Raw genomic sequence first — 26,260 nt, forward strand, 5'->3', positions numbered from 1 at the left:
ATCGATTCGATCAGTGCCACACCCCCATCAACGCCTGCATCTCTGCATCGCTGATCAGCCCCTGGGGGTAGCGCCCTGCAAGCAGCCGCTGTGGGTCGGTCGTCCTGACCTTGTTGCTTCCATGGTGCTTCAACCACTTCGCAACCAGCTTGAGCGATTGGTGATTCACTGCCGATGGGCGCAATGCCGACTCACTTGCTGCGTTCATTTCTACACGTACTCCCTGGCCCGTGAGCGGCAAATTTACGTAGGTATTGTTACAGATCCGAGAGCGCGGCCTGGCCGAGCTATCTATCTGAAAAACAATACAAAACGTATGCCACCCAGGCCTCCGGCCATCGCCCGAAAAAAAAGGCCCGTCACATGACGGGCCTCTTCATTCACCACGCGCTCAGCGCTTGACCGGCGCCGGCTGCTGCTGGGTCAGGCAGTGAATGTTGCCACCGCCCAGCAACAGTTCACGGCCAGGGATCATCACCACCTCGTGGTCGGGGAAGATCTTCGCCAGGATCGCTCTGGCTTCGGCATCTGCCGGGTCATCGAAGCTTGGCGCAATGATGCCGCCGTTGACGATCAGGAAGTTCACGTACGAACCGGCCAGGCGCACCGACGGGTCACGCTCCTGGCTACCGGCCACATGATCGACACCGGCACACTCTTCAGCCGTGGCGAACAGCGGGCCCGGAATCGGCATTTTATGCACGATGAACTCACGGCCCTTGGCGTCGCGGGTGTTCTTCAACACCTCCATGGCAGCGTGGCAGCGCACATAATTGGGGTCGTTGGAATCATCGGTCCAGGCCAGTAACACTTCGCCTGGGCGCACGTAACAGCAGAAGTTGTCGACGTGGCCGTCGGTTTCGTCGTTGTAGAGGCCATCCGGCAGCCACACCACAGTGTCGACCGCCAGCTGGTCGCGCAACACCGCTTCGATCTGCTCGCGGTTCAGGTGCGGGTTGCGGTTACGGTTGAGCAGGCATTCCTCGGTGGTGATCACGGTGCCTTCACCGTCCACGTGAATCGAGCCGCCCTCAAGCACGAAGCCTTCGGTGTGGTAGCGCTGGCAGCGCTCCATTTCCAGCACTTTGGCGGCCAGTTCCTCGTCGCGGTTCCAGGGTGCATACAGGCCGCCATCGAAGCCGCCCCAGGCATTGAAGCCCCAGTCCACACCACGCACTTCACCCTGGTCGTTGATGACGAAGGTCGGGCCGGTATCACGCACCCAGGCGTCATCGTTGCTGATTTCGACTACGCGAATGTTCGGCTGGTCGAGCTGGCGGCGGGCATTTTCGTACTGGCCGGCAGAGGCTGCGACGGTCACAGGCTCGAAGCGGGCAATGGCCTTGGCCAAGGTGACGTGGGCTGCCTGGGCAGGCTTACCGCCCAGGCGCCAGTTGTCGGGGCGCTCCGGCCAGACCATCCACACCTGGGTTTGCGGGGCCCACTCGGCGGGCATGTGGAAACCATCGGCACGGGGCGTGGTGTTGAGGGTTTTCATGGGTGACCTCTGTGATGGCCCTGAGCCGGACTGTGCTGGGGCGTTTGTGAATTTATAACCGATATATATCGACATTTAAAGCCCGTCAGTCGGGACTTTTCCGCTAAAACGACAAACTTGTACCGATAACAATCGAGCCTAATCTGCCCTTGTCTGGTGCCGATAACAGTCTGACGTCTACCATAGCCACACCTTATGCATCCTGTTACAGCTCCCTGCGGAAAATTCCAGCGGGGCCGACTAGGGTCAATACTTGGGCAACGGGCCAGCGAGCCACTATGAACATCATTCCTACTGCAATACCTGAAGTACTGATTATCGAGCCGAAGGTTTTCGGTGACAGCCGTGGTTTTTTCTTCGAAGCATTCAACGCGCGTGAGTTCGCACGGCAAACCGGCGTGAATGCCGAATTCGTCCAGGACAACCACTCACGCTCCATCAAGGGTGTACTGCGCGGGCTGCATTACCAGGTGAAAAACACCCAAGGCAAACTGGTGCGCGTGGTGCAGGGGGAAATCCGCGATATCGCCGTGGACGTACGCAAAAGCTCGCCAACGTTCGGCCAATGGGTCGCCGTGCATCTGTCGGCCGACAATCACCGTCAACTGTGGATTCCACCTGGCTTCGCCCATGGCTTTGCAGTCATGAGCGAGTCGGCCGAGTTTCTCTACAAGACCACCGACTACTACAACCCGGACGCCGACCGCTGCATCCGCTGGGACGACCCCCAACTGGCAATCAACTGGGGGCTGCAGCAACCCCCGGTGCTATCAGACAAGGACAAGCTAGGGCTGCCACTCTCAGAGTCGGAACTGCTGCCTTAACTAGCGCATAATTGCGCCAGACTTTTCTGGCGCATTTACGTGATGATTGCAAAACCCACGCCCCCACGCCGTCCCCGCTGGCGCAGCCTGGCCCTGTTGGCCCTTTGCCTGGCCCCGCTCCTGTGGCCTCTGCACCACCTGGCCGAGCGTTACTACCAGGATGAACTGGCCTCGCAGAACCGCCAGACCCTCGACCTGTACGTCGCCAACCTGCTCGGCACCCTGCACCGTTATGAAACCCTGCCACAAATCCTTGGCGACCTGCCGGCGCTGCGGGGTGTACTGGCCGACCCGTTCCGCCTGGAAGCAGTAACCAACGCCAACCGCCTGCTAAAAGACATCGTGCAGCAGACAGGCGCCGAGGTGATGTACCTGATGGACATCAGCGGCAACACCCTGGCCGCGTCCAACTGGGACAAGCACGACAGCTTCGTCGGCCGCAATTTCGCCTTCCGCCCCTACTTCAACGAAGCCATGGCCGGCCACCTGGGCCGCTTTTTCGGCCAGGGCACCACCTCGGCCAAGCGCGGCTACTTCTTTGCCGCCGCCGTGCGCGACCGTGAGCGTGTCGTTGGCGTGCTGGTGGTGAAGGTTGACCTCGACCACACCGAGACCCTCTGGGGCCGTACCCCCGAGCAGCTGTTGCTGACCGACCACAATGGCGTGGTCATCCTCACCTCGCGGCCTGACTGGCGCTTCCGCGCTACCCGTGTGCTGACCGAAGCCGAACGCCAGGCCATCATCGCCATCCAGCCCTACCCAACCCAGGCACCGCAACCCCTGATGCTCAACCCGGATGCCTGGATCACCCAGACCCGCGATATCAAGGAAACCGGTTGGCAAGTGAGCATTCTCGCCCCTCGCCTACTGGTCGACCGTTCGGTACAGACGGTAATGGCCATCGGCGCAGGCACCCTGCTGGTGGTGATGCTGTTGGCCGGGCTGGTGATGCAGCGGCGCCGCCACTACATCGACCGTATCGACTTCGAGGCCCGTGGCCGCCAGCAGCTGGAAAAGCGTGTGGCCGAACGTACGGCCGACCTCGAAGGCCTCAACTCCCGCCTCAAAAGCGCCGTGCTGGAGCGCGAGAACGCTCAGCAGGAAGCGGTACGTGCCCAGGACGAACTGGTGCAGGCCGGCAAGCTGTCGGTTCTCGGCACCATGTCGGCCAGCATCAGCCATGAGCTGAACCAGCCACTGGCGGCCATCCGCAGTTACGCGGAAAACGCCGAGATCCTGCTCGACCACCAACGCACCGAAGACGCCCGCGGCAACCTCAAGCTGATTGGCGAACTGACCGGGCGTATGGCCTCGATCATTGCCCACCTGCGCGCCTTCGCCCGCCGCGACCGGCACGCCCCGGAGAGCGTAGCCCTGCAACCGGCCCTGGACGATGCCCTGGCGCTGCTGGCCAAGCGCCGCCGGGCCATGGCCGTGGAGCTGATCCGCGACCTGCCCGAGGCCACCTTGTGGGTACAAGCCGGCGAGACCCGGCTGCGCCAGGTATTGGGCAACCTGCTGGCCAACGCCCTCGACGCCCTGACCGAAAAAGCCAACCCGCGCCGCTTGTGGCTAAGTGCCGAGCAACGTGATGACTGCGTCTACCTGTACATCCGCGACAACGGCCCCGGCTTCAGCCGCCAGGCCCTGGAGCACGCCAAGGAGCCATTCTTCACCACCAAGACCCGCACCCAGGGCCTGGGCCTGGGTCTGGCCATCTGCGAAAGCCTGATGCGTGCACTGGGCGGTGAACTGCTGCTGGCCAACCACCCGGAAGGGGGCGCGCTGCTGACCTTGCAGCTGCGCGTGGCCGCACCTGGCGCTACTTTGCCTAATTCGGAGGACCCCTCGGCATGACCACCGAGACACTGATCGACAGCCGAGCCCAGGTCATCCTGGTCGACGATGACCCGCACCTGCGCCAGGCACTGAGCCAGACCCTGGACCTGGCCGGCCTCAAGGTGGTCGCCCTGGCCAATGCCCAAGGCCTGGCCGACCGTATCGAGGCCGATTGGCCCGGCGTGGTGGTCAGCGACATTCGCATGCCCGGCATCGATGGCTTGCAACTGCTGGAGCAATTGCATGGCCGCGACAGTGAGCTACCGGTGCTGCTGATTACCGGCCACGGCGATGTGCCGCTGGCGGTGCAGGCAATGCGAGCCGGGGCTTATGACTTTCTGGAAAAACCCTTTGCCACAGATGCCCTGCTCGACAGCGTGCGCCGCGCCCTGGCCCTGCGCCGCCTGGTGCTGGACAACCGCAGCCTGCGCCTGGCGCTGAGCGACCGCCAGCAACTGGCCACCCGACTGGTAGGCCATTCACCGTCCATGCTGCGCCTGCGTGAACAGATCGGCGCCTTGGCCGGTACCCGCGCCGATGTGCTGATTCTGGGTGAAACCGGCGCCGGCAAGGAGGTAGTGGCCCGCGCCCTGCACGATCTGTCCAGCCGCCGCGAGGGGCCGTTCGTGGCAATCAATGCCGGCGCGCTGGCCGAGTCGGTGGTCGAGAGCGAACTGTTCGGCCATGAGCCCGGTGCGTTCACCGGCGCGCAGAAGCGCCGCATCGGCAAGTTCGAGTTTGCCAACGGCGGCACGCTGTTCCTCGACGAAATCGAGAGCATGAGCCTGGATGTGCAGGTAAAGCTGCTGCGCATGCTGCAAGAGCGGGTAGTCGAACGCCTGGGCGGCAACCAGTTGATCCCGCTGGACATCCGCATCATCGCCGCGACCAAGGAAGACCTGCGCCAGTCTGCCGACCAAGGCCGCTTCCGCGCTGACCTGTACTACCGCCTGAACGTGGCACCGCTGCGTATTCCACCGTTGCGCGAACGCGGCGACGACATTCTGGTGCTGTTCCAGCACTTCGCCGACGCTGCCAGCCAGCGTCATGGCCTGCCACCGCACACCCTGCAACCGGCCCAGCGCGCCGTGCTGCTGCGCCACGACTGGCCAGGCAATGTACGCGAGCTGCAGAACGCGGCCGAACGCTTCGCCCTTGGCCTGGAACTGGCCCTGGACGGTCAGGCGCCACCGGCAGCGGTACCTGCAGCGCCCGTGCTGATTGGCAACCTGAGCGAGCAGGTCGAGCAGTTCGAACGCTCGCTGATCGCTGCCGAACTGGCCCAGCCACACAGCTCCATGCGCAGCCTGGCCGAGGCGCTGGGCATCCCCCGCAAGACCCTGCACGACAAGCTGCGCAAGCACGGCTTGAGCTTTGACGGCGGCAGCGGCGGGCATGACGACCATGAGGACAACCGTTGATGAACACCGATAGCCAATACCTGCAATCCGTCCTGCACAGCGACATCCCCCTGACCCGCGAAATGGGGCTTGAAGTACTCGACTGGCAGCAGCACACCCTGCGCCTGCAATTGCCACTGGCGGCCAACGTCAACCACAAGAGCACCATGTTCGGCGGCAGTTTGTACTGCGCAGCAGTGCTGGTGGGTTGGGGCTGGCTGCACCTACGTCTGCGTGAGCTGGGGATCGATGACGGGCATATCGTGATCCAGGAGGGGCAGATCAGTTACCCGCTGCCGGTTACCGGTGCAGCGGTAGCGCGCTGCGCGGCGCCGGATGAGAAAACCTGGGAGCGGTTCGTGAATATGTACCAGCGTCGCGGGCGGGCGCGGTTGACGCTGGAGACCACGGTGAGCAATGTCGGGAGTGACGAGCCCGCAGTCAGGTTCAACGGGCAGTACGTGTTACATCGCTGAGGCAAGCTGAATCAGCGCCTGGCGCCAGCTGGCAGCGCTAGGCAAGGCCAGGAAGAAGGGGTTGAGCAGGGACTCACGCGCCGGGTAGCGAAACGGCTTACCGTCAAGGCCAATCACATCGCCCCCGGCCCCTTCCAGCACGCCTTGTGCCGCAGCAGTATCCCACTGCGAAGTCGGCGCCAGGCGTGGATAACAATCGGCACTACCCTCAGCCAACAGGCAAAACTTCAGCGAACTGCCAATATTGGTCAGCTCCAGCTCGCCCACCGCAGCCCCCAGCCCGGCCAACAGCGCCTCCTGCTCCGGGCTGGAGTGCCGACGGCTGGCAACCACGGTGAAACGCTCGCCCACAGCGGGTGCGTTACGCACCTGGATCGGCTGTGCTGCCTCACCGGCCTCCGCACGCCAAGCCCCAAACCCGCGCCCACCAAAGTAGCAGCGCCCATTGGTCGGCATCGACACCACGCCAAACACCACCTCGCCGTTTTCAACCAGGGCGATGTTGACCGTAAATTCCTCACTGCCCGCAATGAATTCCTTGGTGCCATCCAGCGGGTCGACCAGCCACCAGCGGCTCCAGCCCTGGCGCTCGGCCAGCGGAATATTGCAGTCTTCTTCGGACAACACCGGAATGTGCGGGGCCAGCGCCAACAGGCCATCGGCAATTACCCGGTGCGCTGCCAGATCGGCGGCGGTTACCGGCGAGTCATCAGCCTTGTTGGTAACCGCCACATCGGCACGCCAGAACGGCAGGATCGCCTCGCCCGCCGTCAGCGCCAGCTTGACCACTTCATGCATCAGTTGCAGGTCGTTCATAGCTCCAGCAGCCCCCGCTGGATCAGCAGGTCACGCGCCAGGTACAGCGCCGCCAAGGCGCGTCCTTCGGTGAACTGCGGGTGCATGGCCAATGCCGACAGCTCACGCAGGTTGACCTTGTCGACCCGCATCGGCTCCGGCTCGTCGCCTTCCAGGCGTTCTTCGTACAGGTCGCTGGCCAACACCACCTGGATCTTCTGGCTCATGTAGCCCGGCGACAGCGACAGCTCGGTCAGGTGCTCCAGCTGACGCGCGCCAAAACCGGCTTCTTCCTTGAGCTCCCGGTCGGCGGCCGCCAGCACGTCTTCGCCCGGTTCGATCAGGCCTTTGGGCAACGACAGCTCGTACTCATCGGTGCCACCGCAGTATTCCTCCACCAGCACAGCGTGCTCGGCGTCGAGCATGGCCACGATCATCACCGCACCATAGCCGTTACCCCGACCCACCAAACGCTCGTAGGTACGTTCGTTGCCATTGCTGAAGCGCAATTGCACGGCTTCGACGCGAAACAGGCGGCTGCTGGCGACGATTTCGCGGCTGAGGACGGTGGGTTTCTGGCGCATGGGGCGGCTCCTTGGCGTGAACGGGTTACTATACCGTGGCTTGCCGACTGAACGAGAGTTTCCCATGCCTGTTCTTCCCTGGTCTGCCATCGATACCGTCCTGCTGGACATGGACGGCACCCTGCTCGACCTGCACTACGACAACCGCTTCTGGCTGGAGCATCTGCCCCAACGCTATGCCGAGCTGCACGGGGTAAGCCGGACCATGGCGGAAATGGAGCTGCAGCCGCTGTTCGAACGCAATGCCGGCACGCTGAACTGGTATTGCCTGGACTTCTGGAGCCGCGAGTTGCGCCTGCCGATTCGCGAGCTGAAGCAGGAAATCGCCGACCTGATTGCCCTGCGGCCGGATGCCGATACTTTCCTGGCGGCGATTCGCCAAGCCGGCAAGCGGGTGGTGATGATTACCAATGCGCACCGCGACTCGCTGTCGCTGAAGCTGGAGCGGGTGGAGCTGGCGCCGTATTTCGAGCGGCTGATCAGCTCACACGATTATGGCTACCCGAAGGAAAGCCCACAGTTCTGGAATGCGTTGCAGGCGGATATCGGTTTTGATCCGGAGCGCAGCCTGTTTATCGATGACACGTTGGCGATTTTGCGCAGTGCGCGGCGGTTTGGTGTGGGGCATTTGTTGGCGGTTCGCCAACCGGACAGCAAGGCAGAGCCGCGGGATACCGAGGAGTTTGCCGCGGTCGAGGATTACCGGGAATTGTTGGTCGGCCTGTGAGGGCCTCTTCGCGGGCAAGCCCGCGAAGAGGCCCTCACAGGCTGTGAAGATCAGTCAGGAATACGCAGCACCTGCCCCGGATAGATCTTGTCCGGGTGCGACAGCATCGGCTTGTTGGCCTCGAAGATCTTGTTGTACTGGTTGGCATTACCGTACACCACCACAGAAATGGCCGACAGCGTGTCGCCCTTCTTCACCGTAACAAACCTGGCCGCCGCAACCACCGGCCCGGTCACGGTGATCTGGTCATCCACGCTGGCCACGCCATTGATGTTGCCGGCGGCGAGAATGATCTTCTCCTTCTCCTCCTGGCTGGCCACCTCACCCTTGAGAATAATCTTGTCACCCTCTACCGTGGCACTGATGTTCGGGTTACCCAGGCCGACACTTTCCACGTGTTTCTTCAACTGCTCTTCGGCATTGGCGTTACCGGGGGTCAGCAGGTCGATCAACTTCTCGCCGGCTTCCTTCACGAAACTGAACAGGCTCATTGCGTTCTCCTTGTTGACGAAACCTCGGACACACGAGTCTAGGCCAGCTTTTCCACTCCCGCCCCTGTGCGACCAATCGACGCGGTCTATCACGGCATAGACCCTAGCGATTAGACGCCGCCGGCCCGCAAGCCTAGGCTTGTGCTATCAGAAAGCCGCCGGTATTCAACGCCTCCGATGAACAGCAAACCTCCGGTCTGCACGGCCTCATCGCCCTTGTCCATGCCCGCCGCCAGCAACACCTATGATTACGTTCAGCTCAACGACGCTAAACGTGACAGCACGCCGCTGGCCGAAGAAGTAGCCCTGGCCATCGTCTACAACGGCCTCAACCAGGCAGTGATGCTGGTCAGCCCCACCGACCTGGAAGACTTCGCCGTAGGCTTCAGTTTAGGTAGCGGCATTGTCGAAGGCACGGCCGAAATCTACGACCTCAAGCTCTCCGGCAGCGGCTCGGCCATGTACGCCGACTTGGAAATATCCAGCCGCGCCTTCTGGAACCTGAAAAACCAGCGCCGCCAACTGGCCGGCACCAGTGGTTGTGGCCTCTGCGGGGTCGAAGCACTGGAGCAGGCCCTGCCGGACCTGGCCGTACTGCCCGGTGCACCCTTGCCCCCGGCCCAGTGGCTGGTCGGCCTGCGCGAGCGCATCGATGCCTTCCAGCCGCTGGGCCAGCATTGCGGCGCCGTACATGCTGCGCTGTTCATGGACCGTCATGGCGAATTGCTGCTCGGCCGCGAGGACATCGGCCGGCACAACGCCCTCGACAAGCTGATCGGCGCACTGCTGCGCCAAGGCATCGACAGCCAGGGCGGCCTGGCCATCGTCACCAGCCGCTGCAGCCTGGAGCTGATCCAGAAGGTGCTGCGTGCAGGCATCCAGACCCTGGTCAGCCTGTCGGCGCCCACCGGCCTTGCCCTGCAGTGGGCGCGCAAGCACAACCTCAACCTCATCCATTTGCCCAAGCACAGCGCACCGCGGGTCTACAGCCCAGCGGCGGAGTCGTAACAGCCGTGACCTCGTACCAGCACCTTCCGGAAAACGCCCCAGCCTCCCCCCCTCGCTACAAGCCCTACCCCGGCCCCGCCGGTGGCTGGGGCGCATTGCGCAGCGTGGCCAAGGCCTGGGTCGGCAGCGACAACGCGCTGAAGAACATTCGCGCCCTGCTCAAGACCAACCAGAACGGCGGCTTCGACTGCCCGGGCTGCGCCTGGGGCGACTCGCCGGAAAGCGGCATGGTCAAGTTCTGCGAGAACGGCGCCAAGGCGGTGAACTGGGAGGCGACCAAGCGCCGCGTGGATGCCGCCTTCTTTGCCCGTTACAGCGTCACCTCGCTGCTGCAGCAGAGCGACTACTGGCTGGAGTACCAAGGCCGGTTGACCGAGCCAATGGTCTACGACGCCCCCAGCGATCGCTACCAACCCATCAGCTGGGATGCTGCCTTCGCCCTGATCGCCCGCGAGCTGAACAAACTGGCCAACCCTGACCAGGCCGAGTTCTATACCTCGGGGCGCGCCAGCAACGAAGCGGCCTACCTGTACCAGCTTTTCGTCCGTGCTTACGGCACCAACAACTTCCCCGACTGCTCGAACATGTGCCACGAAGCCAGTGGCGTTGCCCTGGGGCAGAGCATCGGGGTCGGCAAGGGCACCGTCACCTTTGACGACTTCGAGCATGCCGATGCGATTTTCGTCTGGGGCCAGAACCCGGGCACCAACCACCCACGCATGCTCGACCCGCTGCGCGATGCGGTGAAACGTGGCGCCCAGGTGGTGTGCATCAACCCGCTCAAGGAACGTGGCCTGGAGCGCTTCCAGCACCCGCAAAACCCGCTGGAGATGCTCACCAACAGCGACCGGCCGACCAACACCGCTTTCTTCCGCCCGGCGCTGGGCGGCGACATGGCGATGCTGCGTGGCATGGCCAAGTTCGTCCTGCAGTGGGAACGCGAGGCCCAGGCCAAAGGCGAGCCGGCCGTGTTCGACCATGCCTTTATCGCCGAACATGGCCACGGCGTCGACGAGTACCTGGCAGTGGTGGATGCCACACCCTGGGAACACATCCAGGCACAATCCGGCCTGACACTGGCGGATATCGAACTGGCCGCGCGCATGTACTGCCGTGGCAAACGGGTGATCATGTGCTGGGCGATGGGCATCACCCAGCACCGCCACTCGGTGCCGACCATCCAGGAAATCGTCAACCTGCAGATGCTGCGCGGCAACATTGGCGTACCAGGCGCAGGCTTGTGTCCGGTACGCGGGCACAGCAACGTGCAGGGTGACCGCACCATGGGCATCAACGAACGCCCACCGGTCGCGCTGCTGGATGCCATCGAAAAACGCTTCGGCTTCCCCGTACCGCGGCACAACGGCAACAACACCGTCGAAGCGATCCACGCCATGCTGGAGGGCCGATCCAAGGTCTTCATCGGCCTGGGCGGCAACTTCGCCCAGGCCACGCCGGATACCGAACGTACCGCCCAGGCGCTGCGCAACTGCGAACTGACCGTGCACATCAGCACCAAGCTCAACCGCAGCCACCTGGTGCATGGCAAGCAGGCGCTGATCCTGCCGTGCCTGGGCCGCACCGACATCGACCTGCAAGCCGACGGGCCGCAGGCGGTAACGGTGGAAGACTCGTTCAGCATGGTCCATGCCTCCAACGGCCAACTGAAACCCCTGTCGACGCACATGCGCTCGGAACCGGCAGTGGTAGCCGGCATTGCCGCCGCCACCCTGGGCAAGCAACCGGTGGACTGGCACTGGCTGGTGGCCGACTACGACCGTATTCGCGACCTGATCGGCGATACCATCGCGGGCTTCAGTCATTTCAACCAGCGCCTGCAACACCCCGGCGGCTTCTACCTGGGTAACAGCGCCGCCAGCCGCGAATGGAAGACCGGTACCGGCCGCGCCAACTTCAAGGCCAACCTGTTGCCAGATACGTTGCTCGACGAACGCGTGCGCGCCAGCGGCCAACTGCCAGATCTGATCATGCAGTCGATGCGTTCGCACGATCAGTACAACACCACCATCTACGGCCTGGACGACCGCTATCGTGGTGTGCGCGGCCAGCGCGAGGCGCTGTTCGCCAACGAAGCCGACATCATCCGCCTGGGCTTCCAGCCGGGGCAGAAAGTGGACATCGTCTCGTTGTGGGGGGATGAGCATGTGCGCCGGGTGCAGGGCTTCACGCTGCTGGCCTTCGACATCCCGGCCGGGCAGGCGGCGGCGTACTACCCCGAGGTGAACCCGCTGGTGCCGCTGGAGAGCATTGGCGATGGCAGCCATACGCCAACCTCGAAGTTCATCGCCATCAAACTGGAGCGGGCGCAGGACGACAGGCGTATCCTGTAAAAACGAAAAAAGCCCTGTTCCGTAACGGTTCAGGGCTTTGTCATAAAGGTCTCAGACAGCCATAAATCGATAAAGTTTCACAGCAAATACAGTAACTTAGAGAATTGTGTACAACTCGTGTTACTCGTCGGATTTCGTTTGCCAGCCACGCCGCTTAGCCTCAAATTCGCCTCGTCATCCTTATGAAGCTCTCTTGATGAAGAAGTACTCCTCGATTCTGTTGTTGTCTTTTAGCTTGCTCAGCGGCGTGGCCATGGCAGGCGGCACCACCGAGGCCGGCATTGGCGGCGCATTGGGTGGGGTACTGGGCTCAGTGGTGGGCAACTCCATCGGTGGTAGCACCGGTGGCGCCATTGGTGCCGGTCTTGGCGGCGCAGCCGGCGGTGCCTTGGGCGCCGACAAGCGCCAGCGCGGTGAGGCCGCTATCGGCGGCGCACTGGGCGCCGCAGGCGGTAACGTGGTCGGTCGCTCGGTGGGCGGCACCACCGGTAGCTACATTGGCGCGGCAGCCGGCGGTGGTGCCGGTGGCGCACTGGGTAACTACATGGGCAACAAGGCCGACGAAGACGAGCGCCACGAGAACCGCCGCTACCGTCGCGACTATGACGACCGTCGTCACTACGACCGTGGCCACCACTACGGCCACCGCAAGCACAAGCGCCACTGGCGCGACTAATGCCTGAGGGCCTCGCCCCGGCAACAAAAGCCCCGTCCCTGCCAGCGGGGCTTTTTTATGCCTGTGGTTCCAGCACCAGGCCGGACAGGATCACCTGCAGCGCCTCTGGCAGCGTCACAGGCCGGCCACTGGCCCGTTCGATGAACACCTGCACCACCGTGCCTGCCGCGCACGCCTCTGGTTCGCCCGGGCGGAACAGCGCCAGACGGTACTCCACCGTACTGCCCGCCAGGCGCGTTACACCCAAGCCCACCTCCAGCACATCCGGGAAGCCCGGCAGCGCGTAGAAGTCCGCCGCCGAACTGACCACGAAGGCCGCCAGTTCACCGTCACGCAGGTCCAGCTCGGCCTGCTCTACAAGAAACGCTTGAATGGCCGTCTCGAAGAAACCGTGCACGGTGGCGCCAGCGATATGGCCGTTCAGGTCGTTGTCCTGAGGGCGGGTAAGGATGGGGTGGAAGTGAGAGAAGGCAGTGCGCTGAGGGGATTCGGTCATCTGTCTGGCTCTTGTCTTCGCAATGGATGCTGACAGTGAAACAGAATTTCCGCACTTTGGCTGCCTGTGCGGGCCTCTTCGCGGGTAAACCTGCTCCCACAGGATTACCACTGCATTCAAGATATGCGCTGTACCTGTGGGAGCGGGTTTACCCGCGAAGAGGCCCGCGCAGGCAGTAGAAAACAAAAAGGCCACCCCAAGGGGCGGCCTTCTTGTTGCGGCTGGTTTCAGCTTACAGCTGTGGACCAGCAGCCTTGATGGCGTCAGAAACTTCGAACTTCTTGAAGTTTTCGATGAACAGCTTGGCCAGGCCTTTGGCGGCCTCGTCGTAGGCCGCTTTGTCAGCCCAGTTGGTGCGCGGGTTGAGCAGCTCGGTTTCAACGCCCGGAACGGCCTTCGGCACGTCCAGGTTGATGATGTCCAGGTGCTCGGTTTCAGCACCGACCAGCGCGCCGCTCTGGATCGCAGCGATCACGGCACGGGTAGTCGGGATGCTGAAGCGCTTGCCAACGCCGTAGCCACCGCCGGTCCAGCCGGTGTTGACCAGGTAGACCTTGGAGTTGAAGCCGTTGATACGCTTGATCAGCAGCTCAGCATACTCGCCAGCCGGGCGCGGGAAGAACGGTGCGCCGAAGCAGGTGGAGAAGGTCGACTTGATGCCGCCGCCCGAGCCCATTTCGGTCGAACCGACCAGCGCGGTGTAGCCGGACAGGAAGTGGTAGGCCGCCTGCTCGTTGTTCAGGATCGAAACGGGTGGCAGAACACCGGTCAGGTCGCAGGTCAGGAAGATGACTGCGTTAGGCTCGCCGCCCAGGTTCGCTTCGGAACGCTTGGCAACGTGCTCCAGCGGGTAGGCCGCACGGCTGTTCTGGGTCAGGCTGACATCGGTGTAGTCGGCGTGCTTGTTGGCGTCGAGCACGACGTTTTCCAGCACCGCACCGTGCTTGATGGCTTTCCAGATGACCGGCTCGTTCTTCTCGGACAGGTCGATGCACTTGGCGTAGCAGCCGCCTTCCATGTTGAAGACAACGCCTTCGCCCCAGCCGTGCTCGTCGTCACCGATCAGGTAACGGCTTTCGTCGGCCGACAGGGTGGTCTTGCCGGTGCCGGACAGGCCGAAGAACAGGGTCACATCGCCTGCTTCGCCGATGTTGGCGGCGCAGTGCATTGGCAGTACGTCGGCAGCCGGCAGCAGGAAGTTCTGCACCGAGAACATGGCTTTTTTCATTTCGCCGGCGTAGCGCATGCCTGCGATCAGCACTTTCTTCTGGGCAAAGTTGATGATCACGCAACCATCGGAGTTGGTGCCGTCACGCTCAGGCTCGCACACGAAGTTGGCGACGTTGAGGACCTGCCACTCGCCACGGCCAGCCGGGTTGTACTGCTCCGGGTTGATGAACAGGCAACGACCGAACAGGTTCTGCCAGGCAGTCTGGGTGGTCATCTTCACCGGTAGGTAGTGCTCGGCGGCCGCCCCTACGTGAACGTAGGAAACGAAGTGATCCTGGGCGTTGTTGAACGCCTCGACGCGGTCCCACAGGGCATCGAACTTGTCGGCCGGGAACTTGCGGTTGATCGGGCCCCAGGAAATGGCGTCCTGGGTGGAAGGTTCTTCGACGATGAAACGGTCAGCCGGCGAACGGCCAGTACGGTGACCAGTCTCCACGACCAGTGCACCAGTATCGGCTAGTACGCCTTCACCGCGTTGCAGCGCTTCTTTTACCAGCTCATCGACGCTCAGGTCGGTGTACACGGTGTTGTTGGCTTGCGTCATGAGATACCCCATCCGGCCCGAGGCCGAGTGCTCCAAACGTTTTGTAGTTGTCTTGAAAAAACTACTACAGCGAAAAAAGTGGCCGGATTATGCCAGAAACGCCCAAAAAAAGTAGGCCCCTCCTGTCGTAACCGCGCTTTTGCGCAATTCGACAGGAGATTTCCCTGCAATTAAACGTTTCAGTGACGAGTTTCTGAGGCTACGTCCGTGCCGCCACCGGCAAACAGTTGCGCCACATCGCTGGCATCGAAGAAATAGCGCTCGTTGCAGAACTGGCAATCGATCTCCACCGTCCCGCCGCATTCTTCCACCAACGCCTTGGCGTCGTGCTCACCCAGACTGACCAGCGCATTACCGGAGCGCTCGCGCGAGCAGCTGCAATTGAACCGCAGTGGCTGGATATCGAACAGGCGCACGGCGTCTTCGTGGTACAGGCGGTGCAGCAGGGTTTCGTTGTCTTCAACCCACTCTTCAGGTTTGAGGGTCTTGGCCAGAGCCACCACGTGCTGCCAGCTTTCTTCACGCTCTTCGTCGTCCGGCTGACGATCACGCGGCAGTTGCTGCAGCAGCAGGCCACGAGCCTTGCCGGCTTCGGCATTGAGCCAGAAGCGGGTATTGAGCTGTTGCGACTGAACGAAGTAGTTGGTGAAGCACTCCGACAGGTTGGCACCATCGAGGTCCACGGTGCCCTGGTAGCGCTGACCCTTGACCGGATCGATGGTCAGGGTCAGGTGGCCGTCGGGCATCAACTGCGACAGGGTGGCGTCTGCCGGAATCTGGTCTGCCTCGTAACGGGCCATGCCGCGGATGTCGCGGTCACCGGAGCATTCCACCATCAGCAGCGGAATCGGCCCTGCGGAACGCGCCTGCAGAATCAGCAAGCCATCGAACTTCAATGCCCCCACCAGCAAGGCAGTGGCGGCCATCAGTTCGCCGAGCAGCGCCTTGACCGGTTGAGGGTACTCATGACGCGCCAGCACCGCAGCGTAGCTGTCGTCGAGAGACACCCACTCGCCGCGCACATCGCGCTCGTCGAAGATGAAACGTTGGGTGAAATCGGTATCAGGCAAATCGCTCATAGGTTTTGGCTATCTAAAAATGATGACAAAATGGTTACAAGGGTTATCGAAGAACCTGCGAGAACCCGTGACAGAGCGCTCAGAAGGCGCTCCGATTCCTGTTTGCAATAGAGGTATTTTATGGACAATCGACCACTGTTCCAAGCAAGGTGGTCCTTGGGGCCATTGGCAGCCTGCACGCTGCTACCCATCGCTCTACTGTGTTTCTGGTTATGGCCCATTGGCCAGATCTTGTGCCTGACTTTCGACGAGTGGCTGTTCCACAGCCTGAATGCGCCGCTGGCCGACAGCACCACCTGGCGCTACATCTGGACCGTCGGCAGCCTGCGCCCGTTCGACATCGTTGTCGGCCTGATCCTTCTGGCGGTGCTTATCCGGGGCGACTGGGTGTTCAAGGCCGCTCAAGTTCGTCAGGCCTTTTTCGGCTTTCTGGTCACGCTACTCCTCTTAGTGGTGATTCGCGCGCTGTTTTCCAAGTGGGTGGATGCAGCCGGGTGGCAACACAAGAGCCCGTCGATGATGTTTGACGACGTCGTCCACCTCAGTGACTACTACCCGAACCTGGAGGCGGCCTGGGAGCTGAAAGACCGCTCCAGCAAGAGTTTCCCGGGGGATCACGCCTCGGTGTTGCTGATCTGGGCGCTGTTCATGAGCGTGTTCAGCCGCCGGCTGGTGCAGTACCTGGTGATCTGGGGGCTGGCGGTGCTGTTCATGTTGCCGCGCCTGGTGGCCGGCGCTCACTGGGGGCAGGATGACTACATCGGCGGGTTGCTGATGGCGGTGCTGGCGCTGGGCTGGAGCTATTACACGCCGCTGGCGGCCAAGGGTAGCGCAGCGTTGATGCGCTGGACCGCGCCGTTGTTCAACATCGCGGCCAAGCTACCGTTGGTCAGGCGATTGGCGGTTATCCGCTAAATCGTTGGGGCCGCATAGCGGCCCCATTCAATCAAAGCTCCCATGCAGCTGGTGAATCTGCCGGCGCTGCTTCTTGGTCGGTCGGCCATCGGTGGTCACGCCCATGGCCCCCGCCTTGCGCAACTCGGCCGCCTGCTCGCGCCGGCGCACACTTTCTTCGGTTTCCTCGTATAACGTCTGCGCCTCCGGCGCCCCACGCCGCACCACCGACAACGCCTTCACCACCACGGTGCGCTCGTCAAACCCGGTGCGCAGCACAAATTCGTCCCCCACACGCGGCTCCTTGCCCGGCTTGCAACGCTCGCCCCGGCAATGCACCTTGCCACTCTCGATCGCCGCCTTGGCCAGCGCCCGCGTCTTGTAGAAACGCGCCGCCCACAGCCACTTGTCCAGGCGAACCTTGTCGTCGTCTTCGGCTTTTTGTGCCATCCCGTTACCTCGAACACTGTGTTTCATCGAACTGTACTACCGTAACCAGCGGATGCAAAAAATCCCCGCCATGCTTACAGTTCACACCTCATTCGCTGGGTGCGCTTCGTGAAGACATTTGACCATTTGACTGTGATCGGCCTGCGCGAGTGGGTCGCCCTGCCTGACCTCGGCGTGGCTGGGTTGCGCGCCAAGATCGACACCGGCGCCAGCACCTCCAGCCTGCACGCCACCGAGGTGGAGCCCTTCGAGCGCGACGGCAAGCCCTGGGTTCGCTTCACTGCGCACCTGGGCTCGGTGGTACAACTGCGCCACCGCCGTTGCGAAGCACCGCTGGTGACCATGAAAACCATCAAGAGCTCCAACGGCCAGGCCCAGACCCGTTATGTCATCCGCACGTCACTGGCCCTGGGCGATGGTGTCTGGGAAGTGGAGTTCACTCTGGCCTGCCGCAAGAGCATGCGCTACCGCCTGTTGCTGGGTTCCAAGGCCCTGATTCACGGCCAGTTGGTGGTCAACCCTGGCCTGAAATACGTACAAGACAAACCGGCCTTTCCGGCCACTCTTTCTCCTGCCACAGGTGCTGCATGAAGATCGCTGTGCTGTCGCGCAATCCGCGTCTGTATTCCACCCGCCGCCTGGTCGAAGCCGGTACCCAGCGCGGTCACGAAATGGTGGTGATCGATACCCTGCGGGCCTACATGAACATTGCCAGCCACAAGCCGCAGATCCACTACCGCGGCAAGCCGCTGGAAGGTTTCGACGCGGTCATCCCGCGTATCGGCGCCTCGGTCACCTTCTACGGCTGCGCAGTCCTGCGCCAGTTCGAGATGATGGGGGTGTATCCGCTCAACGAGTCGGTGGCCATTGCCCGCTCGCGCGACAAACTGCGCTCGTTGCAGCTGTTGTCACGACGCGGCATTGGCCTGCCGATCACCGGTTTCGCTCATTCGCCAGACGATATCCCCGACCTGATCCAGATGGTCAATGGTGCCCCGCTGGTAATCAAAGTGCTGGAGGGTACCCAAGGCATTGGTGTGGTGCTGTGTGAAACCACCCAGGCGGCCGAGTCGGTGATCGAGGCGTTCATGGGCCTAAAGCAGAACATCATGGTTCAGGAGTACATCAAGGAGGCCGGTGGCGCCGACATTCGCTGCTTCGTGGTGGGCGACAAAGTGATTGCCTCGATGAAGCGCCAGGCCAAGCCGGGTGAGTTCCGCTCCAACCTGCACCGGGGGGGCGTCGCCAGCCTGATCAAGATAACGCCTGAGGAGCGGATTACCGCGATTCGTGCAGCCAAGGTCATGGGGCTGAGCGTGGCGGGTGTGGATATCCTGCGTTCCAACCATGGGCCGCTGGTGATGGAGGTGAACTCGTCGCCGGGGCTGGAAGGGATTGAGGTGACCACCGGCAAGGACGTGGCCGGGATGATCATCGAGCATCTGGAGAAGAACGGCGGGCCTAATCAGACCCGGACCAAGGGTAAGGGCTGAGTTTGTGGGGCTGCGCTGCAGCCCCAGCAATTACACAGCATTGCGCGGTAACAACAACCCTAGCGGCAACCGCACCCGCGCTTCGATCCCACCACCGGACCGGTTGCGCAGCTCTACATTCCCGCCATGCTGCGCCGCGATCCTTTTGACGATCGCCAGCCCCAGCCCGGTGCCCTTGCCACCCCGCGCCCGGTCACCACGAATGAACGGGTTGAAGATGGTTTCCAGCTCCGATTCGTCGATCCCTGTACCACGGTCCAGCACGCTCAGCACCACATACGGCGCACTCTCGTCACCCGACACATAAGCCGCCACCTCGACCCCTTTGCCAGCGTGGTGCAGGGCGTTGCCGATCAGGTTGCCCAGCATGCGCTTGAGCGAAACCCGGCGCAGCGGAAATGGCGGAATAGGCTCCAGGCAAAGTCGCACACGTTCTTCCGGCTGGTTGTACGGCGCCACCACTTCGCGCACCAGGTCCGCCAGGTCGACCTCTTCTACCGGCTCGTCACGGCCATCGCGGATAAAGGCCAGGAACTGATCGAGGATCGCGTCCATGTCTTCGATATCGCGGACCATGTCGTCACTCAAATCGCTGTCGCTGTTCAGCAGTGACAGCGACAGGCGCAAACGGGTCAGCGGTGTGCGCAGGTCATGGGACACCCCGGCCAGCATCAGCTCACGCTCGCGCCCGGCCTGCTCGACGTCCTCGGCCATCTGGTTGAAGGCCTTGTACACCTCGGTCATTTCGCTGGGCGTGTCGCTGATCGGCAGGCGCACGCTGCGCCCCTGGCCCAGCTGACGAGCGGCGAACACCAGGCGCTTGAGCGGCTGGTTCAGCTGGCGAACGAAGATCCAGGCCGAGGCGGTGGACAAAAGGCCAATGGCCAGGAACCAGCCCAACACGTTCCAGATCTTCTGCCCGCGCAGCGGGTGTGGGTACAGCGGCACCTTCAGCCACCCGGGGCCCAGGCTGGGCGCATTGACCCACAACGCCGGTGGCGCATGAATGCGCAGCCGCACCTCGGTGTCCTCACCCAGTTCGGCCTGCATCTGCCGCTGGTAGATCTCGCTGTAGGGCCAGTGCTGTTCGCCCTCGGGCACACCCGAGCCGGTCACGCGCATAAGGCCAGCCGCCTCGGCAATCTTGTCGCGGTTTTCTTCATCGGCAGCCCAATAGGCACGCAAGGTCAGCGCCACACCGTGGCTGTACTGACGGTCGACCAGCACGTCCTCGTTCATCAGCAGGTAGACCAGGGTCAAGGCCTTGCTGAACAGGACCACGATCAACACCAGCCACAGGGTGCGGGCGAAGAAGCTTTGCGGAAACCAGAGCGGTGTTTTCATCGACGGCCAGGCATCATTTACCGGCGTTTCCGTCTGGCACGAACACGTAGCCCACGCCCCAGACGGTCTGGATGTAACGCGGCTTGGACGGGTCCGGCTCGATCATGCGGCGCAGACGCGAGATCTGCACGTCGATGGAGCGCTCCAGTGCATCCCACTCGCGGCCACGGGCCAGGTTCATCAGCTTGTCGCGGGTCAGCGGTTCGCGGGCGTGCATCACCAAGGCCTTGAGCACGGCGAACTCACCGGTGGTGAGCATGTGCACTTCATCGCCACGCTTGAGTTCGCGGGTAGCCAGCGACAGCTCGTAATCACCGAAAGTGACCGATTCGTCTTCGCTACCCGGTGCCCCCGGTACAGCGGGTGCCTGGCGGCGCAGCACGGCCTTGACGCGGGCCATCAGCTCGTCCGGGTTGAACGGCTTGCCCAGGTAGTCGTCGGCGCCCAGTTCCAGGCCTTTGATACGGCTCAACTCATCGCCTTTTGCGGTGAGCATGATGATCGGGATCTGGTTGTTCTGCTGGCGCAGGCGCTTGCACGCGGACAGGCCATCTTCGCCTGGCAGCATCAGGTCGAGCACCACCAGGTTGAACACCTCGCGTTGCAGCAGGCGGTCCATCTGTTCGGTGTTGGGCACCGCGCGGGCACGGTAGCCCTTGCTGGTGAAGAAACGTTCCAGCAGGCTGCTAAGCCCCGGGTCGTCGTCGACGATGAGAATCTTGTCACCTTCAGCGGTGTTTGCGGTGCCGGTCATGAATAACTCCTCTGATATCGCCGCGCATTATGGCGTAGCCATTGCTGCACGTTGCGTGAGCATTGTTAGCAGATTTTTCCCCGGGCGCCAGTTCCGGCTGGCCGGGCGCCATCACCGCAAGCCGTTTGCGATGGGTATAATGCGCGGCTTTCATCCAGCGCCACCGGGCGAAAAGCCCACAGGCGACCCCCGTATTCACAAATGTCAGGTGGTTTACATGGACAGCATCAACAGCCGTATCGCCGAGGAACTGGGCGTACGCCCCCAGCAGGTCGAGGCGGCCGTGGGCCTGTTGGACGAAGGCTCGACCGTGCCTTTCATCGCCCGTTATCGCAAGGAAGTGACCGGTAGCCTGGACGACACCCAACTGCGCCATCTGGAAGAGCGCCTGCGTTACCTGCGCGAACTCGACGAGCGCCGCGCCAGCATCCTGTCCAGCATCGAGGAACAAGGCAAGCTCACCCCGGAGCTGGCCCGCGAGATCAAGCTGGCCGACACCAAGACCCGCCTCGAAGACCTGTACCTGCCGTACAAGCAAAAACGCCGCACCAAGGGCCAGATCGCCCTGGAAGCCGGCCTGGGCGAGCTGGCCGACGGCCTGTTCAACGACCCGACCCTGGCACCGGAAAGCGAAGCCGCACGCTTCGTCAACGCCGAAAAAGGCGTGGCCGACGTCAAGGCTGCGCTGGAAGGCGCCAAGTACATCCTCATGGAGCGTTTCGCCGAAGACGCCTCGCTGCTCGAAAAACTGCGCAACTTCCTCAAGCAGGAGTCGGTGCTCAGCGCTCGCGTGGTAGCGGGCAAGGAAGAAGAAGGCGCCAAGTTCCGCGACTACTTCGCCCACGACGAACTGCTGCGCACCGCCCCGTCGCACCGCGCCCTGGCGATCTTCCGCGGGAGAAACGAAGGCGTGCTGAGTGCCTCGCTGAAAGTCGGCGAAGAGCTGCCTGGCACCCTGCACCCGTGCGAAGTGATGATCGGCAACCACGTCGGCATCGAAAACCGCAGCCGCCCGGCCGACAAGTGGCTGGGTGAAGTGGTGCGCTGGACCTGGAAGGTCAAGCTGTACACCCACCTGGAAACCGACCTGTTCGGCGAGTTGCGCGACAACGCCGAAGGCGAGGCGATCAACGTGTTCGCCCACAACCTGCACGACCTGCTGTTGGCCGCCCCGGCCGGCCCGCGCGCCACCCTGGGCTTCGACCCGGGCCTGCGCACCGGCTGCAAGATCGCCGTGGTCGATGCCACCGGCAAGCTGCTGGACCACACCACGGTCTACCCGCACGCGCCGAAAAACGACTGGGACCGCACCCTTTCCATCATGGCCGCGCTGTGCGCCAAGCACTCGGTGGAGCTGGTCGCCATCGGCAACGGCACCGCCAGCCGCGAAAGCGACAAGCTGGTGGCCGAACTGGTCAAAAAATACCCAGCGCTGAAAATTACCAAAATCATGGTCTCCGAAGCCGGCGCTTCGGTGTACTCGGCATCGGAACTGGCCGCCCGCGAGTTCCCTGACCTGGATGTGTCGATCCGTGGCGCCGTGTCGATCGCCCGCCGCCTGCAGGACCCACTGGCAGAGCTGGTGAAGATCGACCCGAAATCCATCGGTGTCGGCCAGTACCAGCACGACGTGTCCCAGTTGAAACTGGCGCGTGGCCTGGATGCCGTGGTCGAGGACTGCGTGAACGCCGTGGGCGTGAACGTGAACACCGCTTCGGTGGCGCTGCTGACCCGTATCTCTGGCCTCAACGCCACGCTGGCACAGAACATCGTCGCCCATCGCGATGCCAACGGCCCGTTCGCCACGCGTGCAGCGCTGAAAAAGGTCAGCCGCCTCGGTGAGAAAACCTTCGAACAAGCCGCTGGCTTCCTGCGTGTGATGAACGGCGACAACCCGCTGGACGCCTCCGCAGTGCACCCCGAGGCCTACCCGCTGGTGCAACGCATTGCCGCCGACACCGACCGCGACATCCGTTCGCTGATCGGCGACAGCAGCTTCCTCAAGCGCCTGGACCCAAAAAAGTTCACCGACGAAACCTTCGGCCTGCCGACCGTCACCGACATCCTGCAGGAGCTGGACAAACCGGGCCGCGACCCACGCCCCGAGTTCAAGACCGCCACCTTCCAGGACGGCGTAGAAGACCTCAAGGACCTGGAGCCGGGCATGATCCTCGAAGGCGTGGTCACCAACGTCACCAACTTTGGCGCCTTCGTCGACATCGGCGTGCACCAGGACGGCCTGGTGCACATCTCGGCGCTGTCGGAAAAGTTCGTCAAGGACCCGCGTGAAGCGGTCAAGGCCGGCGACGTGGTCAAGGTCAAGGTCATGGAAGTGGACATCCCGCGTAAACGCGTCGGCCTGTCCATGCGCATGAGCGACACACCGGGCGAAAAGGTCGAAGGCAACCGCGGCGGCAACCGTGGCAATAGCGGCAACCGTCAGCAGCAGGCGCCGCGCCAGCGTGAGACCGCCACTGCCGCTCCGGCCAACAACGCCATGGCCGCCCTGTTCGCCAACGCCAAGCAGTTGAAGAAGAAGTGATGGACGTACCACGCGAATACGTCGAAAGCGCCTTCAGCCAACTGCTGGGCTGCCGCCTGCAACGCCTGGAAACAGGCGTTGCAGAGGTGGCCCTGGCGCTTGAGCCGCACTTGCGCAACCGTGGCCAGAAGCTCCACGGCGGGGCAATCTTCAGCCTGGTGGACATCGCGATGGGCCTGGCCTGCTCGGCCAGCCATGGCTTTGACCAGCAAAGCGTCACCATCGAGTGCAAGATCAACTACATGCGCGCCGTCAGTGATGGCGAAGTGCTGTGCACCGCCCGTGTGCTGCACGCCGGGCGGCGTACCCTGGTGGTCGACGCCGACGTAGTCCAGGGCGACAAGCTGGTGGCAAAAGCGCAAGGAACCTTCGCGGTTCTCTAGCTCACCAAGCTGTATCTGCGGTATTTTCAGCAGTGCGCTGGCACTGCTGGAACCGCGTAAACCAGGCGACAACGCCAGTTCCTTTCTTCCTACCCTTGTAGACCGTTATCTCTACCCCCATATTGGGGCGACTGACGCGTGAAGGAATACATCTTGAGCGACCTCCTCAACCGCCGCCTGAGCCTGCTCGGCGCCAATCTCCCCCTGCTCAAGCAGTGCCTGCACGGTATTGAGCGCGAATGCCTGCGCGTGACCGACGAAGGTCGCCTGGCCCAGACCCCGCACCCGGAAGCTTTGGGGTCGGCGCTGACCAACGAGCAGATCACTACCGACTATTCCGAGTCGCTGCTGGAGTTCATCACGCCAGCCCTGCCCGACCCGGCCAAGGTACTCGAAAGCCTCGAGCAGACCCACCGCTTCGTCTACAGCAAGCTGGGCGACGAATACCTGTGGAGCCCGTCGATGCCGTGCACGCTGCCGGCCGAGGAGGACATCCCGATTGCCGAGTACGGCACCTCGAACATCGGCAAGCTCAAGCACGTCTACCGCAAGGGCCTGGCCCTGCGCTACGGCCGCACCATGCAGTGCATCGCCGGTATCCATTACAACTTCTCGCTGCCCGAGGCCCTGTGGCCGCTGCTGCGCGAAGCCGAAGGCAGCACTGAAGACAACCGCGACTACCAGTCGTCGGCCTATATCGCCCTGATCCGCAACTTCCGCCGCTACAGCTGGCTGCTGATGTACCTGTTCGGCGCTTCGCCGGCCCTGGACAAAGGCTTCCTGCGTGGCCGCCCGCACCAGCTCGAAGAGCTGGATGCCGAAACCCTGTTCCTGCCCTATGCCACCAGCCTGCGCATGAGCGACCTGGGCTACCAGAGCAACGCCCAGGCCGGCCTCACGCCGTGCTACAACAACCTGGCCAGCTACACCGATAGCCTGCGCAAGGCCGTGGGCACGCCCTACCCGCCGTACGTAGAAGTCGGTACCCACGTGGACGGCGAGTGGGTGCAGCTGAACACCAACATCCTGCAGATCGAGAACGAGTACTACTCGAACATCCGCCCCAAGCGGGTTACCTACACCGGCGAACGGCCGATCCAGGCCCTGACCTCGCGTGGCGTGCAGTACGTGGAAGTGCGTTGCCTGGACATCAACCCGTTCCTGCCCGTGGGCATCGACCTGACCGAGGCGCGCTTCCTTGATGCGTTCCTGCTGTTCTGCGCACTGGAAGACAGCCCGCAGCTGGACAACGGCGAATGCGGCCAGTGCACCAGCAACTTCCTGACCGTGGTCAAGGAAGGCCGTCGCCCGGGCCTGGCGCTGCATCGCGATGGCCAGCCAATCAGCTTGAAAGATTGGGCCAGCGAGCTTATCGGGCGTATCCGGCCACTGGCCGACCTGCTCGACCAGGCGCAAGGCGTTGACGAGCACGCCAAAGCCCTGGATGCCCAGCAAGCCAAGGTTGACGACGCTTCGCTGACACCGTCGGCCCAGGTGCTGGCACGCATGACCGAACACGACGAAACCTTCGTCCAGTTCTCCCTGCGCCAAAGCCGGATCCACGCCGAAACGTTCCGCGAACAGCCCCTGAACAACGAGCAGCAACAGGCGTTCGAAACACTGGCCCGTGAATCGCTCGCCAAGCAATCGGAGCTGGAACAGGAAGAAGTCGGTGACTTCGACCTGTTCGTCGGTGCCTACCAGGCCAGCATCCTGGCGATCAGCAACTGATGACCCGTACCGCCACCCCGCGCAAGCCGCGCGCCAGCAGCCAGGCCAGGATCGAAGCGATCCTGACGGCTGCACGCGAGTTGCTGGCAGAGCAAGGGGTGGCGGCACTGTCCATCTACAGCGTGGCCGAACGGGCACAGATTCCGCCGTCGTCGGTGTATCACTTCTTCGCCAGTGTGCCAGCGTTGCTGGAAGCACTGACTGCCGACGTACACCGGGCCTTTCGCGAAGCACTGAGTGCACCGATCGACAGCAGCGCGTTCAGCACTTGGCACGAACTCTCACGGCTCATCGAAGAACGCATGCTTTGTATCTATAACGAAGATGCGGCGGCGCGGCAGCTGATCCTGGCCCAGCATGGGCTGAGCGAAGTGGTGCAGGCCGATCGGCAGCACGACATGGAACTGGGCGACTTGATGCACAAGTTGTTCGACCAGCATTTTCACCTGCCGGTGATGCCACTGGATGTGGATGTGTTTGCGTTGGCCATGGAACTGAGCGACCGGGTGTATGCGCGATCGGTGCAGTTGCACGAAGCGATCACCCCGCGCATGGCCGAAGAAGGCAAGCGGGTGTTCGAGGCGTATCTGGGGTTGTACCTGCCGCCGTTTCTGGCCAAGCGTTCAGGCTGAAATTGTTAGGGCTGCGAAG

At 62.8% G+C, this 26,260-nt stretch carries 26 protein-coding genes; 15 read left to right on the forward strand and 11 right to left on the reverse strand.

Features of this window, described 5'->3' with window-relative positions:
* Nucleotides 1-10: 10 nt before the first annotated feature.
* Nucleotides 11-208 carry a hypothetical protein gene (locus ACF8MI_RS08390; RefSeq protein WP_060501227.1) on the reverse strand — a complete coding sequence of 66 codons (198 nt, stop codon included), beginning with the start codon at nucleotides 206-208 and terminating at the stop codon, nucleotides 11-13.
* Between the two features lie 183 nt (nucleotides 209-391).
* Nucleotides 392-1,498 (reverse strand): agmatine deiminase, encoded by a 1,107-nt coding sequence (gene aguA, locus ACF8MI_RS08395; protein WP_060501229.1) that lies wholly within the window; start codon nucleotides 1,496-1,498, stop codon nucleotides 392-394.
* 278 nt (nucleotides 1,499-1,776) lie between these two features.
* Here aguA and rfbC point away from each other — a divergent pair, with 278 nt between their 5' ends.
* From rfbC to ACF8MI_RS08415, 4 genes are read left to right on the forward strand one after another with little or no spacing between them, the layout of a single operon-like run.
* On the forward strand, nucleotides 1,777-2,322 hold the full coding sequence (rfbC, locus tag ACF8MI_RS08400) for a dTDP-4-dehydrorhamnose 3,5-epimerase (RefSeq protein WP_060501231.1): 546 nt from the start codon (nucleotides 1,777-1,779) through the stop codon (nucleotides 2,320-2,322).
* A gap of 42 nt (nucleotides 2,323-2,364) precedes the next feature.
* A complete protein-coding gene (locus tag ACF8MI_RS08405) occupies nucleotides 2,365-4,179 on the forward strand; it encodes an ATP-binding protein (RefSeq protein ID WP_060501232.1) in 1,815 nt (604 codons plus the stop codon).
* The gene (locus ACF8MI_RS08410; protein ID WP_200928950.1) at nucleotides 4,176-5,582 is read left to right on the forward strand and encodes a sigma-54 dependent transcriptional regulator; all 1,407 of its coding nucleotides are present in this window, start codon (nucleotides 4,176-4,178) and stop codon (nucleotides 5,580-5,582) included. The genes ACF8MI_RS08405 and ACF8MI_RS08410 overlap by 4 nt, the downstream gene beginning before the upstream one ends.
* Nucleotides 5,582-6,037: a YiiD C-terminal domain-containing protein gene (locus ACF8MI_RS08415; protein ID WP_060501235.1), complete on the forward strand. Its 456-nt coding sequence runs from the start codon at nucleotides 5,582-5,584 to the stop codon at nucleotides 6,035-6,037. The genes ACF8MI_RS08410 and ACF8MI_RS08415 overlap by 1 nt, the downstream gene beginning before the upstream one ends.
* On the opposite strand, the gene cysQ is transcribed toward ACF8MI_RS08415, so the two are convergent.
* Nucleotides 6,026-6,853 carry a 3'(2'),5'-bisphosphate nucleotidase CysQ gene (cysQ, locus tag ACF8MI_RS08420; RefSeq protein WP_104833622.1) on the reverse strand — a complete coding sequence of 276 codons (828 nt, stop codon included), beginning with the start codon at nucleotides 6,851-6,853 and terminating at the stop codon, nucleotides 6,026-6,028. The genes ACF8MI_RS08415 and cysQ overlap by 12 nt on opposite strands.
* Complete coding sequence (nudE, locus tag ACF8MI_RS08425) at nucleotides 6,850-7,416, reverse strand: ADP compounds hydrolase NudE (RefSeq protein ID WP_060501240.1); 567 nt, start codon at nucleotides 7,414-7,416, stop codon at nucleotides 6,850-6,852. The genes cysQ and nudE overlap by 4 nt, the downstream gene beginning before the upstream one ends.
* 64 nt (nucleotides 7,417-7,480) lie before the next feature.
* Here nudE and yrfG point away from each other — a divergent pair, with 64 nt between their 5' ends.
* Entirely contained in the window at nucleotides 7,481-8,143 is a 663-nt protein-coding gene (yrfG, locus tag ACF8MI_RS08430) for a GMP/IMP nucleotidase (protein WP_200928949.1), read from the forward strand.
* A gap of 50 nt (nucleotides 8,144-8,193) precedes the next feature.
* Here yrfG and lysM read toward each other — a convergent pair whose 3' ends face one another.
* Nucleotides 8,194-8,634: a peptidoglycan-binding protein LysM gene (gene lysM, locus ACF8MI_RS08435; protein WP_060501244.1), complete on the reverse strand. Its 441-nt coding sequence runs from the start codon at nucleotides 8,632-8,634 to the stop codon at nucleotides 8,194-8,196.
* 177 nt (nucleotides 8,635-8,811) lie between these two features.
* Between lysM and fdhD the strand changes: the two genes are divergently transcribed.
* The 3 genes from fdhD (at nucleotide 8,812) to ACF8MI_RS08450 (ending at nucleotide 12,669) form a co-directional block, all read left to right on the forward strand.
* Nucleotides 8,812-9,642, forward strand: a complete 831-nt coding sequence (fdhD, locus tag ACF8MI_RS08440) for a formate dehydrogenase accessory sulfurtransferase FdhD (RefSeq protein WP_156867780.1) — start codon at nucleotides 8,812-8,814, stop codon at nucleotides 9,640-9,642.
* 5 nt (nucleotides 9,643-9,647) lie between these two features.
* Nucleotides 9,648-11,993, forward strand: coding sequence for an FdhF/YdeP family oxidoreductase (locus tag ACF8MI_RS08445; RefSeq protein WP_200928948.1), 2,346 nt, complete (start codon nucleotides 9,648-9,650; stop codon nucleotides 11,991-11,993).
* Between the two features lie 196 nt (nucleotides 11,994-12,189).
* A complete protein-coding gene (locus tag ACF8MI_RS08450; protein ID WP_060501250.1) occupies nucleotides 12,190-12,669 on the forward strand; it encodes a glycine zipper domain-containing protein in 480 nt (159 codons plus the stop codon).
* Between the two features lie 55 nt (nucleotides 12,670-12,724).
* On the opposite strand, the gene ACF8MI_RS08455 is transcribed toward ACF8MI_RS08450, so the two are convergent.
* From ACF8MI_RS08455 to hslO, 3 genes are all read right to left on the reverse strand, one after another.
* A complete protein-coding gene (locus ACF8MI_RS08455) occupies nucleotides 12,725-13,165 on the reverse strand; it encodes a thioesterase family protein (protein ID WP_060501251.1) in 441 nt (146 codons plus the stop codon).
* Nucleotides 13,166-13,397: 232 nt separating this feature from the next.
* Nucleotides 13,398-14,939 (reverse strand): phosphoenolpyruvate carboxykinase, encoded by a 1,542-nt coding sequence (locus tag ACF8MI_RS08460; protein ID WP_060501253.1) that lies wholly within the window; start codon nucleotides 14,937-14,939, stop codon nucleotides 13,398-13,400.
* Nucleotides 14,940-15,118: 179 nt separating this feature from the next.
* A complete protein-coding gene (gene hslO / locus ACF8MI_RS08465; protein ID WP_060501256.1) occupies nucleotides 15,119-16,018 on the reverse strand; it encodes an Hsp33 family molecular chaperone HslO in 900 nt (299 codons plus the stop codon).
* A 120-nt stretch (nucleotides 16,019-16,138) separates the two neighbouring features.
* On the opposite strand from hslO, the gene ACF8MI_RS08470 reads away from it, so the two are divergent.
* Complete coding sequence (locus ACF8MI_RS08470) at nucleotides 16,139-16,933, forward strand: phosphatase PAP2 family protein (RefSeq protein WP_019096895.1); 795 nt, start codon at nucleotides 16,139-16,141, stop codon at nucleotides 16,931-16,933.
* 27 nt (nucleotides 16,934-16,960) lie between these two features.
* On the opposite strand, the gene ACF8MI_RS08475 is transcribed toward ACF8MI_RS08470, so the two are convergent.
* Complete coding sequence (locus tag ACF8MI_RS08475; RefSeq protein WP_060501258.1) at nucleotides 16,961-17,362, reverse strand: RNA-binding S4 domain-containing protein; 402 nt, start codon at nucleotides 17,360-17,362, stop codon at nucleotides 16,961-16,963.
* A 174-nt stretch (nucleotides 17,363-17,536) separates the two neighbouring features.
* Between ACF8MI_RS08475 and ACF8MI_RS08480 the strand changes: the two genes are divergently transcribed.
* Nucleotides 17,537-17,953, forward strand: a complete 417-nt coding sequence (locus tag ACF8MI_RS08480; RefSeq protein ID WP_232905545.1) for an ATP-dependent zinc protease — start codon at nucleotides 17,537-17,539, stop codon at nucleotides 17,951-17,953.
* A complete protein-coding gene (gene rimK / locus ACF8MI_RS08485; protein WP_060501259.1) occupies nucleotides 17,950-18,855 on the forward strand; it encodes a 30S ribosomal protein S6--L-glutamate ligase in 906 nt (301 codons plus the stop codon). The genes ACF8MI_RS08480 and rimK overlap by 4 nt, the downstream gene beginning before the upstream one ends.
* 30 nt (nucleotides 18,856-18,885) lie before the next feature.
* Here rimK and ACF8MI_RS08490 read toward each other — a convergent pair whose 3' ends face one another.
* Entirely contained in the window at nucleotides 18,886-20,199 is a 1,314-nt protein-coding gene (locus ACF8MI_RS08490) for an ATP-binding protein (protein ID WP_200928947.1), read from the reverse strand.
* Between the two features lie 13 nt (nucleotides 20,200-20,212).
* On the reverse strand, nucleotides 20,213-20,953 hold the full coding sequence (ompR, locus tag ACF8MI_RS08495; RefSeq protein WP_016484407.1) for a two-component system response regulator OmpR: 741 nt from the start codon (nucleotides 20,951-20,953) through the stop codon (nucleotides 20,213-20,215).
* A 217-nt stretch (nucleotides 20,954-21,170) separates the two neighbouring features.
* On the opposite strand from ompR, the gene ACF8MI_RS08500 reads away from it, so the two are divergent.
* The 4 genes from ACF8MI_RS08500 (at nucleotide 21,171) to ACF8MI_RS08515 (ending at nucleotide 26,241) form a co-directional block, all read left to right on the forward strand.
* The gene (locus tag ACF8MI_RS08500; protein ID WP_200928946.1) at nucleotides 21,171-23,495 is read left to right on the forward strand and encodes a Tex family protein; all 2,325 of its coding nucleotides are present in this window, start codon (nucleotides 21,171-21,173) and stop codon (nucleotides 23,493-23,495) included.
* Nucleotides 23,495-23,878, forward strand: a complete 384-nt coding sequence (locus ACF8MI_RS08505; RefSeq protein ID WP_003257433.1) for a PaaI family thioesterase — start codon at nucleotides 23,495-23,497, stop codon at nucleotides 23,876-23,878. Before ACF8MI_RS08500 ends, ACF8MI_RS08505 begins: the two co-directional genes overlap by 1 nt.
* A gap of 153 nt (nucleotides 23,879-24,031) precedes the next feature.
* Nucleotides 24,032-25,609, forward strand: a complete 1,578-nt coding sequence (gshA, locus tag ACF8MI_RS08510) for a glutamate--cysteine ligase (protein ID WP_156867783.1) — start codon at nucleotides 24,032-24,034, stop codon at nucleotides 25,607-25,609.
* Nucleotides 25,609-26,241, forward strand: coding sequence for a TetR/AcrR family transcriptional regulator (locus tag ACF8MI_RS08515; RefSeq protein WP_060501269.1), 633 nt, complete (start codon nucleotides 25,609-25,611; stop codon nucleotides 26,239-26,241). Before gshA ends, ACF8MI_RS08515 begins: the two co-directional genes overlap by 1 nt.
* The last annotated feature ends 19 nt before the right edge of the window (nucleotides 26,242-26,260 follow it).

Source organism: Pseudomonas sp. yb_9 (assembly GCF_043103635.1).
Lineage (GTDB): Bacteria > Pseudomonadota > Gammaproteobacteria > Pseudomonadales > Pseudomonadaceae > Aquipseudomonas > Aquipseudomonas monteilii.